The sequence below is a fragment of the Bradyrhizobium sp. URHA0013 genome (assembly GCF_000518345.1).
In the GTDB taxonomy this organism is placed as follows: Bacteria; Pseudomonadota; Alphaproteobacteria; order Rhizobiales; family Xanthobacteraceae; genus Bradyrhizobium.
Window position 1 is genome coordinate 518,941 of sequence record NZ_KI912427.1, and the last position, 15,680, is coordinate 534,620.

General features: G+C 64.7%; 17 protein-coding genes and 1 pseudogene. 10 read left to right on the top strand and 8 right to left on the bottom strand.

Features of this window, described 5'->3' with window-relative positions:
- Positions 1 to 39: 39 nt before the first annotated feature.
- The 3 genes and pseudogenes from N551_RS36435 to N551_RS0131820 all read left to right on the top strand — a co-directional run.
- Positions 40 to 504, top strand: a pseudogene (locus N551_RS36435) (ionic transporter y4hA); the annotation flags it as partial.
- Positions 505 to 541: 37 nt separating this feature from the next.
- On the top strand, positions 542 to 826 hold the full coding sequence (locus N551_RS0131815) for a cupin domain-containing protein (RefSeq protein ID WP_027570360.1): 285 nt from the start codon (positions 542 to 544) through the stop codon (positions 824 to 826).
- Between the two features lie 92 nt (positions 827 to 918).
- Positions 919 to 1,905 carry a hypothetical protein gene (locus tag N551_RS0131820; protein WP_027570361.1) on the top strand — a complete coding sequence of 329 codons (987 nt, stop codon included), beginning with the start codon at positions 919 to 921 and terminating at the stop codon, positions 1,903 to 1,905.
- Between the two features lie 27 nt (positions 1,906 to 1,932).
- Here the strand turns inward: N551_RS0131820 and N551_RS0131825 are convergent, their stop codons facing one another.
- Together N551_RS0131825 and rpsU are read right to left on the bottom strand one after the other, a co-directional pair.
- Positions 1,933 to 2,583, bottom strand: a complete 651-nt coding sequence (locus tag N551_RS0131825; protein ID WP_027570362.1) for a tetratricopeptide repeat protein — start codon at positions 2,581 to 2,583, stop codon at positions 1,933 to 1,935.
- Positions 2,584 to 2,707: 124 nt separating this feature from the next.
- Positions 2,708 to 3,022 carry a 30S ribosomal protein S21 gene (rpsU, locus tag N551_RS0131830; protein WP_007614218.1) on the bottom strand — a complete coding sequence of 105 codons (315 nt, stop codon included), beginning with the start codon at positions 3,020 to 3,022 and terminating at the stop codon, positions 2,708 to 2,710.
- Between the two features lie 260 nt (positions 3,023 to 3,282).
- Here rpsU and aqpZ point away from each other — a divergent pair, with 260 nt between their 5' ends.
- On the top strand, positions 3,283 to 4,005 hold the full coding sequence (gene aqpZ, locus N551_RS0131835) for an aquaporin Z (protein WP_027570363.1): 723 nt from the start codon (positions 3,283 to 3,285) through the stop codon (positions 4,003 to 4,005).
- Positions 4,006 to 4,041: 36 nt separating this feature from the next.
- Here the strand turns inward: aqpZ and N551_RS0131840 are convergent, their stop codons facing one another.
- Positions 4,042 to 5,148: a 5-(carboxyamino)imidazole ribonucleotide synthase gene (locus N551_RS0131840; protein ID WP_027570364.1), complete on the bottom strand. Its 1,107-nt coding sequence runs from the start codon at positions 5,146 to 5,148 to the stop codon at positions 4,042 to 4,044.
- A complete protein-coding gene (gene purE, locus N551_RS0131845; protein WP_027570365.1) occupies positions 5,145 to 5,633 on the bottom strand; it encodes a 5-(carboxyamino)imidazole ribonucleotide mutase in 489 nt (162 codons plus the stop codon). Before purE ends, N551_RS0131840 begins: the two co-directional genes overlap by 4 nt.
- A gap of 141 nt (positions 5,634 to 5,774) precedes the next feature.
- On the opposite strand from purE, the gene N551_RS0131850 reads away from it, so the two are divergent.
- Entirely contained in the window at positions 5,775 to 6,551 is a 777-nt protein-coding gene (locus N551_RS0131850; protein ID WP_027570366.1) for a GGDEF domain-containing protein, read from the top strand.
- On the opposite strand, the gene N551_RS0131855 is transcribed toward N551_RS0131850, so the two are convergent.
- The 3 genes from N551_RS0131855 to N551_RS0131865 form a co-directional block, all read right to left on the bottom strand.
- The gene (locus N551_RS0131855; protein WP_027570367.1) at positions 6,552 to 6,803 is read right to left on the bottom strand and encodes a hypothetical protein; all 252 of its coding nucleotides are present in this window, start codon (positions 6,801 to 6,803) and stop codon (positions 6,552 to 6,554) included.
- A 22-nt stretch (positions 6,804 to 6,825) separates the two neighbouring features.
- Positions 6,826 to 7,032, bottom strand: a complete 207-nt coding sequence (locus N551_RS0131860; protein ID WP_027570368.1) for a hypothetical protein — start codon at positions 7,030 to 7,032, stop codon at positions 6,826 to 6,828.
- A gap of 117 nt (positions 7,033 to 7,149) precedes the next feature.
- Positions 7,150 to 7,356 (bottom strand): YdcH family protein, encoded by a 207-nt coding sequence (locus N551_RS0131865; protein ID WP_027519980.1) that lies wholly within the window; start codon positions 7,354 to 7,356, stop codon positions 7,150 to 7,152.
- A 327-nt stretch (positions 7,357 to 7,683) separates the two neighbouring features.
- Here N551_RS0131865 and N551_RS0131870 point away from each other — a divergent pair, with 327 nt between their 5' ends.
- A complete protein-coding gene (locus N551_RS0131870; RefSeq protein ID WP_007596254.1) occupies positions 7,684 to 7,863 on the top strand; it encodes a YdcH family protein in 180 nt (59 codons plus the stop codon).
- A gap of 166 nt (positions 7,864 to 8,029) precedes the next feature.
- Here the strand turns inward: N551_RS0131870 and N551_RS0131875 are convergent, their stop codons facing one another.
- On the bottom strand, positions 8,030 to 9,133 hold the full coding sequence (locus tag N551_RS0131875) for an NAD(P)/FAD-dependent oxidoreductase (protein WP_027570369.1): 1,104 nt from the start codon (positions 9,131 to 9,133) through the stop codon (positions 8,030 to 8,032).
- Between the two features lie 202 nt (positions 9,134 to 9,335).
- Here N551_RS0131875 and N551_RS0131880 point away from each other — a divergent pair, with 202 nt between their 5' ends.
- The 4 genes from N551_RS0131880 to N551_RS0131895 all read left to right on the top strand — a co-directional run bounded on the left by N551_RS0131880 (position 9,336) and on the right by N551_RS0131895 (position 15,679).
- Positions 9,336 to 12,023 (top strand): EAL domain-containing protein, encoded by a 2,688-nt coding sequence (locus N551_RS0131880; RefSeq protein WP_027570370.1) that lies wholly within the window; start codon positions 9,336 to 9,338, stop codon positions 12,021 to 12,023.
- A gap of 39 nt (positions 12,024 to 12,062) precedes the next feature.
- The gene (locus N551_RS0131885) at positions 12,063 to 13,523 is read left to right on the top strand and encodes a glycerol-3-phosphate dehydrogenase (protein ID WP_027570371.1); all 1,461 of its coding nucleotides are present in this window, start codon (positions 12,063 to 12,065) and stop codon (positions 13,521 to 13,523) included.
- A 75-nt stretch (positions 13,524 to 13,598) separates the two neighbouring features.
- The gene (locus N551_RS0131890; RefSeq protein ID WP_027570372.1) at positions 13,599 to 14,768 is read left to right on the top strand and encodes an ABC transporter ATP-binding protein; all 1,170 of its coding nucleotides are present in this window, start codon (positions 13,599 to 13,601) and stop codon (positions 14,766 to 14,768) included.
- The gene (locus tag N551_RS0131895; protein WP_027570373.1) at positions 14,765 to 15,679 is read left to right on the top strand and encodes an ABC transporter permease; all 915 of its coding nucleotides are present in this window, start codon (positions 14,765 to 14,767) and stop codon (positions 15,677 to 15,679) included. Before N551_RS0131890 ends, N551_RS0131895 begins: the two co-directional genes overlap by 4 nt.
- Position 15,680: the final 1 nt, after the last annotated feature.

The following is a 15,680-nucleotide window of genomic DNA, read 5'->3' on the forward strand; positions in this document are numbered from 1 at the left end:
CTCGGTCGGCCTGGATCTTTCCGGCGCTGGCCGTGCGAGGCGCATCTGTCGGGCCGGACCTTGGTGCTCAGTGTCGTGCTGCTGCTGATTGCGCTGCTGGCGGTCGTGTTGCTGTCCAAGAAATTCTCGCTGGTAGTCGATGCCGTCGCGGCCAGGATCGGTGCGCCGCCTGCCTTTGCCGGACTTCTGGTCGCGCTCCTGATCCTGCTGCCGGAAGGCGTCGCGGCCGTCTCGGCGGTCCGCAAGAACGACCTCCAGAAGAGCATCAACCTCGCGCTCGGCTCGTCGCTGGCCACCATCGGGCTGACTATCCCGGCGGTCGGTGTCGCCACCTATGCACTCGACAAGGAACTCACGCGCGGCCTCAGCGGCCACGGCAGCGTGCTTTTGCTCCTGACCTTCTTCCTGAGCATGCTGACCTTCGGTACGAGCAGGACCAATGTCCTGTTCGGGCTGGTCCATATGGTGGTATTTGCCGTCTATGTGTTCATGGTTTTCGTGCCTGAACCGGTTTTCCGGATGATGCCCCAGGAGAGTTCCGATGATTGCCGCCGAGTCCGAGGTTCAGATCGACAATGACCAGGTTCGGGTGACCGAGTGGCGGCTCGCGCCAAACAGCGCCACCGGCCATCACACCCACGGCATGGACTACGTCATTGTTCCCGTGGTCGCAGGGGAAATGACCATCGTGGCACCCAATGGCGAGCGGTCCAAAGCACAGCTTGCGGCTGGGAAATCCTATTTTCGCAAGGCCGGCGTTCAGCACGACGTGCTTAACGAAACCGCAACCGAGATCGTGTTCCTTGAGGTCGAGCTGAAGCCGTAATTCCGGCGTACCCCTTTGCCATTGATCTGTCGCAGTTGATCCCTCACTATGCCTCAAAGTTCCCGCATCAGATCGCGCGGGGAGTGGCCGGAATGCTGAAATACATTGCTAAAATCTCGATGGACATCTTCCCCTCGGTGCTCGCAACGATCATCGGGGCGTACATCGTTAATCATTACATCAACGCCAAGCCGGCGGCGGATGCACCCGCGGCCGTGACGGCGCCCGCCGAGGCTGGCAAGAACGGCAAGCCCGCCGATGTGGCCAACCTCCCCGCGCCCGGCGTCAAGGCCAAGGGCATTTCCGAGAAGAAGGTGACGGACAAGCCGGCGGCCGAGAAGACTGCCGATCAGCCGGGTGCTGAGCCCAAGACAACTGAGAAGTCGACGGCGGACGTGGCACCGCCCGAGGCCGTGGCGCGCGGCAAGCCGTCCGCGCGCGAGAAGGCGGTTGCCAAGTCCACCCCGGCCGTCAGTGCACCCGCTCCCGCCACCCCGGTGGTGGAGGCCAATTCGGCGCCGGCTCCTGCCGCGCCGGCCGCAACCCCCGACGCCAACGATCTCGTGCGCGCCGCGATCGAGCGCCTGCGCAAGTCGCCTGAGAGCAAAGCGGCTGAGGCCAAAGCTTCCGACACAAAGGCTTCCGACACAAAGGCTTCCGACAACAAGTCTTCCGAGACCAAGTCTTCCGAGACCAAGTCGCCCGAGAAGATTCAGGAGCCTGCAGTGCGTGAAGCCGCCCGCACCCCGGAGGCCCCGCGTATCATTCCCGTGGATACGTCATCGGTGCGTCCGTTGCCGCCGCCGATCACGGTCTCGACACCCGCAGCCGAGGCCTATGGCAACGGCGGCTCATCGCAGGCGAGCCCGCCCTACACGGCCTCGGTCGGCAACGAGAACCCGAATCGGCTGACGCCCCCGGCTGATATTCCGGTCCCGATGATCGCGCCCCCGCTCGATCTGCGCGCCGATGCCGGCGCGTCCATGCCGCGGCCGAAGACCAATGTCGCCGACGACATGCTGTCGGGCGTCAAGTCCATGTTCCATTCCGTTCTGCCGAAGAGTGTCACCCCGGATTAAGACGGCGCCTGCGCTGCGGCAGAATCGTCAGCCGCCGACGCGGGCGAGGCCGCTGCGGGCGACGTCGTCGCGTGGACGAAGCGAGACCGCCTTGGTGTAGGACGCCGCCGCCTTGGTCCTGTCGCCCAGCCGTTCATAGGCTTGCCCGCGTATGGTCCAGACCTGGGCATTGTGGGGATCGGCCTCGGAAGCCTCATCCAGGTCGGCCGCTGCCTCCTTGACCTTGCCGAGGGCGAGATAGCTGATGGCGCGGCCGAGCAGCGGCTCGACCTTTTGCGGGTTTAGGCCGCTCGCGGCGCTGAAATCGGCGATCGCGAAATCGTGCTGGTTCTTGCCCTGGTAGATCAGGGCGCGGCCATAGAGCGCCTGCGCATTGTAGGGATCGAGTCCGACCGCGTGATTGAGCTCCTCGAGCGCGGCCGCCGTCTCGCCGGACTTTGCCAGGGCCTGGGCCTTTGCCGTATGGGCCTGGGCCTCACTGACATTGCCGGCGCTGACCACGTTTTCGGCGGTCGCAGCTGCCTTGGGTGCCTCCTGCGGCTTCTCCTTCTCCGGCGTCAGCGATCCCAGGTCGAAGGAGCAGCCGCACAGCGAAATCCCCATCAAGGCCAGCGCAAACGGCTGCAGCAAGATCTGGCGTAACCGCGCCAAGCCGCGCTTGGGGAAAGGGGAGGCCATCTACGGTTCGCTCGCGCTGGTGCCGCATCGGTAGTGCCCCATCCCAGGAAGGCACCGTTCACAAACAATAACGCGGGCCAGGGGCCCGCGTTATCAAAAACTGAAGTCTCTCAAGTTTGGTAAATCAGCGCGGTCCGCGCGGACCAGCACTTGCACCTGCACCAGCACCAGGGCCACCGCGACCGCCACGATCACCGCCGGGGCCGGCGCCGAACACCGGCTTCGGCTTCATCGGCAGCAGGCCTTCGCGCTGCAGCTTCTTACGGGCCAGCTTGCGTGCGCGACGCACGGCTTCGGCCTTTTCGCGGGCCTTCTTCTCGGAGGGCTTTTCGTAGTGACCGCGGAGCTTCATCTCGCGGAAAATACCCTCGCGCTGCATCTTCTTCTTCAGCGCCTTGAGGGCTTGATCGACATTGTTATCGCGAACGAGAACCTGCACGCGGCATCCTCTTCAGTGGATCGGATTTGAATTCTGGTAAGTCAAAGGGGATGGCGAAACGCACACGCCCTTAACCTTGAGGGCGCGGATGTATCAGACAAAACTTGGGATGTCCACCGGCCAAGCGGGTTTTCGGGCCAAGTTCAGCCATTAAATGAGGCAAAATACCTCTGCGCGGCCCTGATTTGGGAGATTTGACGCCAAGGGTGGGGCCGTTTCCGGAGCTTTGTTCCGGTATCTTTGAAAGCAGGGGACGACACATGGATATGAAGAAATACGCGGCCGAGGCTATCGGCACCTTTTGGCTCACATTCGCAGGTTGCGGAAGTGCTGTGATCGCAGCCGGCTTTCCGCAGGTCGGCATCGGCCTGGTCGGTGTCTCCCTCGCATTCGGGCTGAGCGTGGTCACCATGGCCTACGCGATCGGCCACATCTCAGGCTGCCATCTCAATCCGGCCGTCACCGTCGGTCTTGCCGCCGGCGGACGTTTTCCGGCCGGACAGATCCTGCCTTATGTGATCGCGCAGGTCGCCGGCGCGATCGTGGCCGCGTGGCTTCTCTACGTCATTGCAAGCGGAGCTCCCGGCTTCGACGTCAGCAAAGGATTCGCGTCCAACGGCTACGACGCCCATTCTCCCGGCCAGTACAGCATGATCGTGTGCTTCCTCACCGAGGTAGTGATGACCATGATGTTCCTGTTCATCATCATGGGCGCCACCCACGGCCGCGCGCCCGCGGGCTTTGCGCCGCTGGCGATCGGGCTCGCGCTGGTGATGATCCATCTCGTCAGCATCCCCGTCACCAACACCTCGGTGAACCCGGCGCGCAGCACGGGACCGGCGCTGTTCGTCGGCGGCTGGGCGACAGCACAACTCTGGTTGTTCTGGGTTGCGCCACTGATTGGGGGCGCGCTGGGCGGGGTGATCTATCGCTGGCTCAGCGACGAACCCACCGGCGTCGTCGCTGGCGCAAAGACGGCGTAATCGCAAAGCGGGATCGCGGCATGCGCCGCGGTCCCGTCAATCGCCGGTCGTGGGTCGCACTTCGGTGACATGCCCCATCTTGCGGCCGGGGCGCGGTGCGCCCTTGCCGTAGATGTGCACGGTCGCGCCCGGCACGCTCAGCCATTTGTCATATTCGTTGATCTCGTCGCCGATCAGATTGGTCATGGTGACGACCTCGCCGTGGCGCACGGGCTTGCCGAGGGGCCAGCCGGCAATGGCGCGGATGTGCTGCTCGAACTGCGAGACGGATGCGCCGTCGAGCGTCCAGTGTCCGGAATTGTGCACGCGCGGAGCGATCTCGTTGACCAGCACCTTGGGTCCGGTGCCGTTGGCGAGCACGAACATCTCGACGGCAAGTACGCCGACATAATCGAGCGCGCCCGCGATCTTGCCGGCAATGCTGCGCGCTTCCTCGGCGAGCACGTCCGGGATCCGGGCGGGCGCTCGGGAGATCTTCAGGATGTGGTCGCGGTGCTCGTTTTCGGTGACGTCGAAACACTCGACCTGGCCTGTCGCGGAGCGGGCGGCGATCACGGAAATCTCGCGTTCGTACGGCACGAAGGCTTCCAGGATGGCCGATTTGGTGGCGAGACTGGTCCATACTTTCGCGACGTCGTCGCCCTCGCGGATGATGGCCTGGCCCTTGCCGTCATAGCCGAAGCGGCGGGTCTTCAGCACCGCCGGAAGGCCGATCCTGGCGATAGCCTCGCGCAACGACGGGACCGAGGTGACGTCGGCATAGGCTGCGGTGCCGATGCCCAGCCGCGTCACGAAATCCTTCTCGGCGAGCCGGTCCTGGGTGGTCTCAAGGATCTTGCGGTTGGGCAGCACGGGACGGCGCGCATCCAGCACCATCGCGGCCGCGGACGGCACGTTCTCGAATTCGTAGGTGATGACGTCGACGTCGTTGGCGAACAGCTCGAGTGCTTCGACATCTGCATATTCGGCGCAGGTCGCATTCAGGACGACGTCGAAGGCCGGTGAATCCGGATCGGGCGAGAACACCTGGCAGCGCAGGCCGAGCCGTGCCGCCGCCATAGCCAGCATCCGCCCCAATTGTCCGCCGCCGAGGATGCCAATGGTGTCGCCGGGCTTCAGCTTCACCTGCTTTGCGTCAGTCACGCCTTGTCCTCCGGGCGCTCGGCCACGGCCTCGGTCTGCGCCTTGCGCCAGGCGGCGAGGCGATCGGACAAGGCCGGGTCGGATAAGGCCAGCACGGCGGCCGCCAACAGCGCCGCATTGACGGCGCCGGCCTTGCCGATGGCGAGGGTGCCGACCGGGATGCCTGCGGGCATCTGGACGATCGAATAGAGCGAATCGATGCCCTTCAGCGTCCTGGATTCGACTGGGACGCCAAACACGGGCAGTTCCGTCAGCGCTGCCGCCATGCCGGGCAGGTGCGCAGCGCCGCCCGCGCCGGCGATGATGACCTTGTAACCGGCCCCCTTGGCGCCCTTGGCGAACGCAAACAGCCGGTCGGGGGTGCGGTGTGCCGAAACGATGCGAGTGTCGGCGACAACGCCGAGCGCTGCAAGCGTGTCGGCGGTATGCCGCATCGTGTCCCAGTCCGACTGGCTTCCCATGATGATGGCGATTGGCGCGGTCATGACGTCAATTGTGCTCGAAAAACAGGAAGATAGGCCAGATTAGCGGTTCCGGCCGGTTGCTCGCAAGGCGGTGGCAAGGAGAAGGGAATGCACTATCCTGTCTTGGTGAATCCCCGCAAGCCTTCATTGAGCAGGATGCCCATGAAGAAACCAAAAAGGGCGAGCGCTGCGAAGGCCAAAAAGGGCCCGAAAACTAGCGCCGGTCGCTCCAAAGTTGCTCCCAAGCGTCTGGCCAAGAGTCGGGCCAAGGGCCCGGCCAAGGGCCCGGCCAAGGGTCCGGCCAAGCTTCCGGCGCGGCGTGGAGCGTCGGCCGCTGGCGGCGCCAAAGGGGCTATGAAGCCGGCCGTCAACGCGACTATCCGCGACCTCCGGAGCAAGCTCAAGGGGGCGCTGCGGCGGGTCGCGGAGCTCGAGGCAGCCGCCGACACTGACTTCCTGCTGGAAATTCCGAACCGGCGCGGCTTCGAACGCGAGCTCGCTCGCGCCGTCGCCTATATGAAGCGCTACCGCGCCAGCGGCGCGCTGATCGTCCTCGACGTCGATCGGCTGAAGCCGATCAACGATTCCTTCGGCCATGCGGCCGGCGATGAGGTGCTGAAGGCGATTGCCACCACGCTGACGCGGCAGATCCGCGCCTCGGACGTGGTGGGCCGCCTCGGCGGCGACGAGTTCGCGCTGCTGCTCTGGAATCTCAGCGAGACCGACGCCAAGGCGAAGGCCGCGGCTTTCGAGCAGGCCGTCGACGAATTGTCCTTTGTCTTTCGCGGCCAGCACGTGAGCGCGGGCGCTTCCGCCGGCGTCGCCCTGCTTGGAGTGCAGTCCGACGCCACGCGGGCCCTGGAGGATGCCGATGCCGCCATGTATGTGCGCAAGGCGCACCGGCGGCACGAGCCGCGCATCAGGCTCGTCAGCAGCTAGTTAAAGTGTGCCGAGGTCTTTCGGTACGTTGCCGAAGCTGCGGAGCAGTTTGGCGTCGCCGAATTCGCCGGTCATGGGATCGCCGCTGCGGCTGAACGCGACCGCGCCGGTGTGGCCGGCGCCGTGCGACATGATCTCGGCGCGCCGTAGCGCGGCCGCTGCGCTCTGGCATTCCTCGGCCGCACCTGCGACCGGCGAGCCGTCCTCGTCGGTCAGGAAAGGTAATGCAACGTAATAGGTGACATCGGACATGGTCGGCTCCGATAGCTGACAGTCAGGCGGCGCTGCTCTTGCTGCGCGAGGTCTCCGGAATGCAGCCTGCGGAAACCGCCGCCTGCAATTCCTCCAGCTCGGCCTCCAGATATTCATTGGCCATGATCAGCGCCTTGATGGTGCTGCGCAGATTGCCGTCGCACATCGCGATCGCCTGATCACAGGCTTGTTCATAATGGCTGTTGTCGAGAAGGGCGGCTGCCGACATCTGCGTTTTCCTTGGACGGTTTCCGAGGGGCGTTGGTGTCCAAATGTTCTTATTTTGTTCCTTTTGAGTCAAGCGGATTCACATGCGGCGGGTCGCCGTGAGCTGTCCTCCTGTGGATCAGGCGATGATATCGGGCGTGATCTGGTCTTCGATGAACGCGATACGGTCACGCAACAACAGCTTGCGTTTCTTCAACCGCTGTAACCGCAACAGGTCGGGGGCGGGCGATTGATGCAGTGCATCGATCGCCGCATCAAGATCTCGGTGTTCCTGGTGCAACCGGGCGAGCTCGGATTCGAGTTCGCGCGCATCTTCATTGGTCATGTCTGCGGTGGCCGAAAAACCGATAGGCGTGAGATTAAGGCTGTGGATGCCCTGTGGAAACTATCGTCCTTGCGCGCCGTGATCGCAAGCGATCTCGGGCTGTCCCGCGTCGATCTCCCGCGGGATATTTCTGCGGTCACTCCGACGTTGCGCAAGCGCATTGATATCACGGATTTTTCCCGCGTGGTTCCCTTACTCACGCTTCGTTACATATGAATTTTCAAAAATGACAATGCGACGACGGATACCCATCGACAGAACGAATCGGTGATGTACACTTCGTCGTCCGGTCGAATCCAAGGTTCACCCCTACCGAGGAGGTTTCGAATGACAATTCAGGCACATCTGGTTGAATTGGAACGGAAGCACAAAACTCTCGAAAACGAATTGCACGAAGCTCTCGTGCACCTTTCAACAGACGACCTGCAAATTGTTGAGTTGAAGCGCCGGAAGTTGATGGTCAAGGACCAGATCGAGCGTCTCAGGCACGGCGACACGCTCCACTAGTAACCCCGTAACAGCGTAGAGTTGATCGCACCCTTCAGGCAGGGATGGGAGCCTTTGCGCTCATCCCTGCGGCAAGGCGCTCAGCGTGCAAGGATTTGCGCGGCTCTAGCTTCTTGTCTGGACGCGCTTCTTTACGCGCAACCGGAATCCCCTTCGCTTTAAACCACTAGATGTTTGCGAGCTCGGCGACGTGATCCGCGATCGCGAGCGATGACGTCAATCCGGGCGACTCGATGCCGAACAGATTGATCAGGCCTTCGACGCCGTGATCGCGCGGGCCCTGCATCAAGAAATCCTGCGTGGCCACCGCCGGCGGCACGATCTTCGGGCGGATGCCCGAATAGCTCGGCATGAGCGCGCCGTCAGGCAACGTCGGCCAGTATCTGCGGATCGCCGGGTAGAAGCGCTCGGCGCGTGCCGGGTCGACCTCATAGTCGATCGTCTCGATCCACTCGACGTCGGGGCCGAAACGTGCCTGCCCGGCCATGTCCAGCGTCAGATGCACCCCTAGCCCACCGGGCTCGGGCACCGGATAGATCAGGCGCGAGAACGGTGCCCTGGCATTGCAGCTGAAGTAGTTTCCCTTGGCGAGGTAGGCCGTCGGGATCCGTTCCAGCGGCATGCCCTCGATGTTGCGCGCCACGGTGGTCGCCGAGAGCCCGGCGGCGTTGACGAGAAGGCTGCATTGCAGCGTCATCGGCGCTTCGCCGCCCGCCTCGATCTCGATCACGCCGGCGGTCGCCTTGGCACGGATCAGCGGGGTGTGGAACGCGAAGGCCGCGCCCGCGTCCTCGGCTTCGCCGCGCAGCGAGAGCATGTAGGCGTGGCTGTCGATGATGCCGGTCGACGGCGACAGCAGCGCGGCGTCGCAGGCGAGCGCCGGCTCCAGCGCACGTGCCGCATCGCCCGTGAGCAACTGCATGTCGAGCACGCCGTTGGCCTCGGCATGCGCCTTGATCGATTGCAGCTTCTCGGTCTCTTTCGGATTGGTCGCGACGATCAGCTTGCCGCAATTCCTGTGCGGGATGCCGCGCTCGGAACAGTAACGATAGAGCGCGTGTTTGCCGTCGACGCACATGCGCGCCATCCAGCTTCCGGCGCGGTAGTAGATGCCGGCATGGATCACCTCGCTGTTGCGCGAGGAGGTGATGGTGCCGATGGCCTCGGCTTGCTCGAGCACGATCACCTCGCGCCCGGCTTGCGCCAGCTTTCGAGCCACCGCGAGCCCGATCACGCCGGCTCCGATGACGACGCAGTCCACCCTATCCATGGTTGTGCAGGACGTCCGCTCGAAGCGACCAAGGCCTCACGCCTGGGAACGGCGGCGCGGGGGCGTTTTCCGTTAAGGAAGCATTTATCATGTCAGGGCAATTGCCGTATTTGATGCCACATTTTTCCGTTGCTCGTACAGGCGTTTACCCGATCCAAACCCGCCAGGCCAGACAATCCGACGTTGAAATCGCGGGTGGCTGATGGCTGAGAAGAACTGGCACGTGGGCAGCGCGCTTCCGATTGCGATGCAGGCCGTCGTGTGCCTGGCCGCAGCGGTCGCGCCTGCGCGCGCCTTTGCCCTCTCCGACAGCTTCAGCCCTCCGAGCTACCTCGGCCACCTCGATCCCAACGTGATCTGGGAAGCCCTGATCGCGGGAATTGTGATCTGTTCGTTCTTCGCCGCGATCGCGCTATGGATCCATTCCTCACTGCGCCGGACTAGGCGTTTGCAGCTGCGGCGCAATGCCTTTGTCTCCTCCGCCATGAACAACCTCAACCAGGGCGTGGTGATGACGGATGCGCAGCGGCGCATCATCTTCTGCAACGACCGCTATCTCGATATCTACGGCTTGATGCGGTCGGACATCTGGGCCGGAATGACCGGCCACGACATCCTTGAGCTGCGGCGCCAGCGTGGCGTGCTCGGCGGCGCTTCCGACGACGAGTTCTATGAGAAGGCGGCAAGCCCGAACGGCCTGATAACCGAACTGCCGGACGGGCGGGCCATCCTGGTGAAGTATTTCGTGCTGCCCAACGGCGGCTCGGTGGCGACCCATCTGGACGTCAGCGAGCAGCGCAGGCTGTCCCGGCAGCTCGCCTCCACCAAGCAGTTCCTGGAAACATTGCTGGACCACGTACCGGCCTGCGTGGCGGCGAAGAACATCGAGGATGGTCGCTACATTTTCGCCAATAGCGCCTATGAGCGCTTCTGGGGTTTCTCACGCGATCATGCCGTCGGCAAGAACGCCCGCGAGCTGTTTGCGCCCATCTCGGCGGACAGCATCGAGGCGACCGACCGGGCGGCACTCGATTCGCCGGACGGCCAGTTTCGCAACGAATTCGAGGTCGACCGCGCCGGTGAGCGGCGCATGGTTGCCTCGATCCGGATCGTGGTCCGCAACGAGAGCAACAAGCCCGAATTCCTGATGCTCGTGTTCGAGGACATCACCGATCGCCGCTCGCTGTCGAAGGAGCTGGAGAGCACGAAGAAGTTCCTGGAGCTTGTGGTCGACAACATCCCGGTGGCCCTGATCGTCGAGCAGGTCAAGGACGGCCGCTACCTGCTCGCCAACCGCAGCGCGGAGACGATCCTCAACCGCAGGCGCGAGGAAGCCACGGGCCTGACCGCGTCCGACATCTTCAATCCCAAGGAAGCCAAGCTGATCATCGCGCGCGACGAAGCCGCGATCAAGAAGCGTGGGATGATCACCGAAGAGCACCCGATCTCCACCAAGGACGGGCTGCGGCTGTTCCTCACCCGCCGCGCCACCGTGCTGGGCGACACCGGCGAGCCGCAATATCTGATCAAGACCCACGAGGACGTCACCGATCGCCGGCAGACCGAGTCGCGCATGGCGCACATGGCCTACCACGACGGCCTCACCGATTTGCCGAACCGTGCCGCTTTCCTGCAGGCGTTGACCCAGATGATCGAGGCCTGCGAGGGCACCGGCGAGGAGTTCGCGGTTCTGTGCGTCGATCTCGACGGCCTCAAGGAGGTCAATGACGTCTTCGGCCATGCGCACGGCGACAAGCTCCTGGTCGAGGTGGCCCAGCGGCTCCAGGATTCCGCGCGCGGCGGCGTGGTGGCGCGCCTGTCCGGCGACGAGTTCGGCCTGATCATCGACGGCAAGCAGCCGGAGGCAGGCCTCGCGCTGGCGCAGCAGATCGGTGATGCCGTCGCCAAGGAATTCCAGATCGACGGCCGCCCGGTCCGCGCCGGCGTCACCACCGGCATGTCGATCTTCCCGCACAACGGCGCCGACGCCGCCTCGCTGCTCGCCAATGCCGGCGCGGCGCTGTTCCGCGCCAAGCAGAAATCGCGCGGCACGATCAGCCTGTTCCAGCCGGAGATGGACCAGCAGATCCGCGATCGCCGCGTGCTGCACCAGGACCTCTCGATGGCGATCAAGAATGGCGAGCTCTCGCTCGCCTTCCAGCCGCAGGGGACTGCGGGCCACAGCGTCGCCGAGAGCGATATCATCGGCTTCGAGGCGCTGGCGCGCTGGCAGCACCCGGTGCGCGGCCAGGTCTCCCCGGCCGAATTCATTCCGATCGCGGAGGAAAGCGGCCTGATCGTCGAGATGGGCGAGTGGATCCTGCGCGAGGCCTGCCGCGAGGCCGCCTCCTGGCCGACGCCGCTTCAGGTCGCGGTCAACCTGTCGCCGGCGCAGTTCATGCACGGCGACGTGGTCGGGCTCGTCCATTCCATTCTGATCGAGACGGGTCTCGCACCCGGCCGGTTAGAGCTTGAGATCACCGAGGGCGTGCTGATCGAGGACTTCGATCGCGGTCTTGCGCTGCTGCGCCGGCTCAAGGCGCTCGGCGTGCGCATCTCCATGGACGATTTCGGCAGCGGTTATTCCTCGCTGAGCTATCTCCAGGCGTTCCCGTTCGACAAGATCAAGATCGACCGCGCCTTCATCATCAATCTCGGCCGCAACCCGCAATCGGCGGCGATCGTGCGCGCGGTGATCGATCTCGGCCATGGCCTGGAAATGTCGATCGTCGCCGAGGGCGTCGAGACGTTGGAACAACTTGCCTTCCTCGCCGCGGAAGGCTGCGACGGCGTGCAGGGCTATCTGCTCGGCAAGCCCCTGCCGATCGGGAAATATGCCGGCCTCGTCGGTCGCGCCGAAGTCATGGAGCTTGCGCTCAAGACCGGTTAGTGATGGTGGGCGCTTCGTTCGCTTCCATTCGACGGCTTCATGGCGGATTACGACCTTGCGATCATCGGGGGCGGCCTGAACGGTGTCAGCCTCGCGCGCGATGCCGCCGGCCGCGGCCTGCGGGTCATCCTGTTGGAGCAGGGCGATCTGGGCGGCGCGGCGTCCTCGGCAACACCGCGGCTGATCCACGGCGATCTCTCGGTCCTGGAACGGCGCGGCTTCCGACGGGTGCGCCGGGCGCTAGCCGAGCGCCGGACCTGGCTCCGGATCGCGCCGCATCTGGTTCGGCCGATGCGCTTCGTGATCCCGGCGCATTCCGACGAGCGCCCGCCATGGCTGCTGCGCCTCGGCCTGCTCCTCTACGACAGCCTCACCAGCCGGAGCGGCCTGCCTGCAACGGCGACCCTCGACATCACGCATCACCCGGTCGGCAACGCGCTGAAACGACCATTCGGCACGGCCTTCGAATATTCGGATTGCGTCGTCGACGATTCCCGACTGGTGGTGCTCACGGCACTGGATGCGGCCGAGCGGGGCGCCGTGATTCGGACTGGAGCGCGCTGTGTGCGTGCCGATCGAACAGACACATGGCGGCTCGCGGTGGTCGACCGTGGCCATCGCCACGCGATCACGGCCCGGGCACTGGCCAACGCCACCGGCGGATGGACGTCGATGGTCGCCGAGACCGTGCTGCGGCAGCCGCAACCCGCCATGGCGGCGATGCAGATGAGCCAGATCATCGTCCCGCGGCTGTTCGATTCCGATAACGTCTACGTCTTCCAGAACAGCGATGGCCGGCTGATCTTCGCGAGTCCCCTCGATCGCGACTTTACGCTGATCGGCACAATCACGCACGATTTCACCGGCGATCCCGCGATCGTCGCGATGGGGGGGGCCGACGTCGGCTATCTCTGTGAGGCGGCCAGTCGCTATTTCCGCGAGCGCGTCGCCCCGACCGACGTGGTGCGGGCGGTCTCCGGCGTCAACCTGACGCTTGCGTCCGCGCGCCGGCGTGACGGCACCACGCTGTTCCACACGCGGCGGCGCAAGGCGCCGCTGATCACGATGTTCGGCGGTGACGTCACCACATCGCGCCTGCGGGCGGAGCGCGCGGTGACGAAGTTGACGCCGTTCTATCCGATGTCGCCGCCCTGGACCGCAGGCGCGGCGCTGCCGGGCGGAGATTTCGCCTGGGACCGTTTCGACACCGAGGTCGATCTTGCGCGTGACCGCTGGCGCTTTCTCTCGGAGACGCAGGCCCAACGCTTCGTCGCGGCCTATGGCTCGCGGCTGCCGGCTGTGCTCGGTGAGGCGAAGACCCGCGACGATCTCGGCCCGGCCTTCGGTCCCGAGTTGACGGGCGCCGAGGTGCGCTATCTCATGACCCATGAATGGGCGCGTTTTCCCGAGGACATCCTGTGGCGCCGCTCCAAGCTCGGCCTGACGATGTCGGCGGAGGGATGCGATGCGCTGGCTGCGTTCATGGCGAATCCGATGTGAACGAACCGCCTCTAACCGGTTGAGTGAGGGACGATCGGCCGCTAGCGTGCGGCGGGATTGAGGTTGGCAGGGACCATGACTGACGAGTTGCCCAGAACAGACGCGGCTGCGGATTCGGTCGGAGAGACGCAGTTCGCGGCCAGCGAGCCGCTGCTGCGCATCGAGGGCGTCGCCAAGACCTTCGGGACGTTCCGGGCCGTCGACGGCGTGTCGCTAGACATCAAGACCGGCGAGTTCTTTGCGCTGCTCGGCCCCAGCGGCTGCGGCAAGACCACGCTTCTGCGCATGCTCGCCGGTTTCGAAGCGCCGGATCAAGGGCGCATCCTGCTCGGCGGCAAGGACATCGCGCAGGCGCTGCCGCATGAGCGGCCGATCAACATGATGTTCCAGAACTACGCGCTGTTTCCGCACCTGTCGGTGCGCGACAACATCGCCTTCGGCCTGAAGCGCGCCGGCATGGCGCGCGCCGACATTGCCACGCGTGTGGCGGAGATGGTCGCGCTGGTGAAGCTCGACGGGCTCGAGAAGCGCAAGCCCGACCAGCTCTCCGGGGGGCAGCGCCAGCGTGTGGCGTTGGCGCGTGCACTGGCGCGGCGGCCGCAGCTCCTTCTGCTCGATGAGCCGCTCGCAGCGCTGGACAAGAAGCTGCGCGAGAGTACCCAAGGCGAGCTGATGGAGCTTCAGCGCCGGCTCGGCATGACCTTCATCATCGTCACCCACGATCAGGAAGAGGCGATGACGATGGCGAGCCGGATCGGCGTGATGAGAGACGGCAAGCTCGCGCAGGTCGCGAGTCCCCGCGAGCTCTACGAGGCGCCACGCTCGCGCTGGATCGCGGAGTTTGTCGGCGACGTCAATTTGTTCGACGCCGAGTCCAAATTGCGCGACGGTCATCGTCTGGTCATCGGCACGCGCGATGCGGGACCGCTGGTGGTGGCGGAGCCGCGCGAGCCGTTCGGCGAGGTCAGATTATCGGTTGCGATCCGCCCCGAAAAGGTCAAGCTCTCGCGCCGTGGTCCGGTGAGGGAAGCCGGTCATGAAACGGCGATCAACCAGCTGGACGGCGTGATTGCCGACATCTGCTATCTCGGCGGCACCACCACCTACAAGGTGAAGCTCGACGCCGGCGGGATGGTGCAGGCTTCGGTCGCCAACAGCGCGCGCCTCGACGTCGACGCCTACAGCCTGAACCAGCCTGTCGTCGCCTGGTTCACGCCCGACGACTGCGTGGTGCTGCCGTCATGAGCGCGCGCCGCATCTTCGCGCGACCGGCTCGCCTTGCCGCGATCGCGCCCTATGTCTGGATGGTGCTGTTCTTCCTGGTGCCGTTCGGCTTCGTGCTGAAGATCAGCCTGTCGCAGACGGCGATCGCGCAGCCGCCTTACGAGCCGGTGTTCGACCTGATGGCGGGATGGGGGGCGCTGAAGACCGCCTTTGCCGCGTTGTCGATCGACAATTTCAGGCTGCTCGTCTCCGACGACATCTACGTGTTCGCCTATGTGCGTAGCCTCATCGTCGCCGTCACCGCGACCGCGCTGTTGCTCCTGATCGGTTATCCCATCGCCTACGGCATGGCGCGGCTGCCGACGCGCTGGCAAGCCGTGGCGATGGTGCTCGTGATCGTGCCGTTCTGGACCTCGTTCCTGATCCGGATCTATGCCTGGATCAACATCCTCCAGCATGACGGCCTGCTCAACCAGATCCTGCTGGCGCTGCATCTGGTCAGTCAGCCGGTGGTGTGGCTCTCCACCGACAGCGCGATGTATATCGGTATCGTCTATTCCTACCTGCCGTTCATGATCCTGCCGCTCTACGCCACGCTGGCCAAAATGGAGCCCGCGCTGGAGGAGGCCGCCTCCGATCTCGGTGCGCCGCGCTGGCAGGTGTTCTGGCTCGTCACCTTCCCGCTGTCGCTGCCCGGCGTCGGCGCCGGCGTGCTGCTGTGCTTCATCCCCATCGTCGGCGAGTTCGTCATTCCGGATCTCTTGGCCGGCTCCAATGCGCTGATGATCGGTCAGACGCTGTGGCTCGAGTTCTTCACCAACAAGGACTGGCCGGTCGCCTCCGCCGCGGCCATCGTGCTGTTGGTGGTGCTGCTGGTCCCGCTGCTGCTATATGAACGGCTGCAGAAGCGGCAGCTGGAACAGGGGCGGTGAG

Excerpts from the sequence above, each read along its gene's own strand:
- N551_RS0131815 (WP_027570360.1), top strand. The coding sequence starts at position 542 with ATGATTGCCGCCGAGTCCGAGGTTCAGATCGACAATGACCAGGTTCGG.
- N551_RS0131885 (WP_027570371.1), top strand. The coding sequence starts at position 12,063 with ATGGCGGATTACGACCTTGCGATCATCGGGGGCGGCCTGAACGGTGTC.
- N551_RS0131865 (WP_027519980.1), bottom strand. The coding sequence starts at position 7,356 with ATGACCAATGAAGATGCGCGCGAACTCGAATCCGAGCTCGCCCGGTTG.
- N551_RS0131870 (WP_007596254.1), top strand. The coding sequence starts at position 7,684 with ATGACAATTCAGGCACATCTGGTTGAATTGGAACGGAAGCACAAAACT.
- aqpZ (WP_027570363.1), top strand. The coding sequence starts at position 3,283 with ATGGATATGAAGAAATACGCGGCCGAGGCTATCGGCACCTTTTGGCTC.
- N551_RS0131880 (WP_027570370.1), top strand. The coding sequence starts at position 9,336 with ATGGCTGAGAAGAACTGGCACGTGGGCAGCGCGCTTCCGATTGCGATG.
- N551_RS0131850 (WP_027570366.1), top strand. The coding sequence starts at position 5,775 with ATGAAGAAACCAAAAAGGGCGAGCGCTGCGAAGGCCAAAAAGGGCCCG.
- N551_RS0131895 (WP_027570373.1), top strand. The coding sequence starts at position 14,765 with ATGAGCGCGCGCCGCATCTTCGCGCGACCGGCTCGCCTTGCCGCGATC.
- N551_RS0131860 (WP_027570368.1), bottom strand. The coding sequence starts at position 7,032 with ATGTCGGCAGCCGCCCTTCTCGACAACAGCCATTATGAACAAGCCTGT.
- purE (WP_027570365.1), bottom strand. The coding sequence starts at position 5,633 with ATGACCGCGCCAATCGCCATCATCATGGGAAGCCAGTCGGACTGGGAC.
- N551_RS0131825 (WP_027570362.1), bottom strand. The coding sequence starts at position 2,583 with ATGGCCTCCCCTTTCCCCAAGCGCGGCTTGGCGCGGTTACGCCAGATC.
- N551_RS0131820 (WP_027570361.1), top strand. The coding sequence starts at position 919 with ATGCTGAAATACATTGCTAAAATCTCGATGGACATCTTCCCCTCGGTG.
- N551_RS0131855 (WP_027570367.1), bottom strand. The coding sequence starts at position 6,803 with ATGTCCGATGTCACCTATTACGTTGCATTACCTTTCCTGACCGACGAG.
- N551_RS0131890 (WP_027570372.1), top strand. The coding sequence starts at position 13,599 with ATGACTGACGAGTTGCCCAGAACAGACGCGGCTGCGGATTCGGTCGGA.
- N551_RS0131875 (WP_027570369.1), bottom strand. The coding sequence starts at position 9,133 with ATGGATAGGGTGGACTGCGTCGTCATCGGAGCCGGCGTGATCGGGCTC.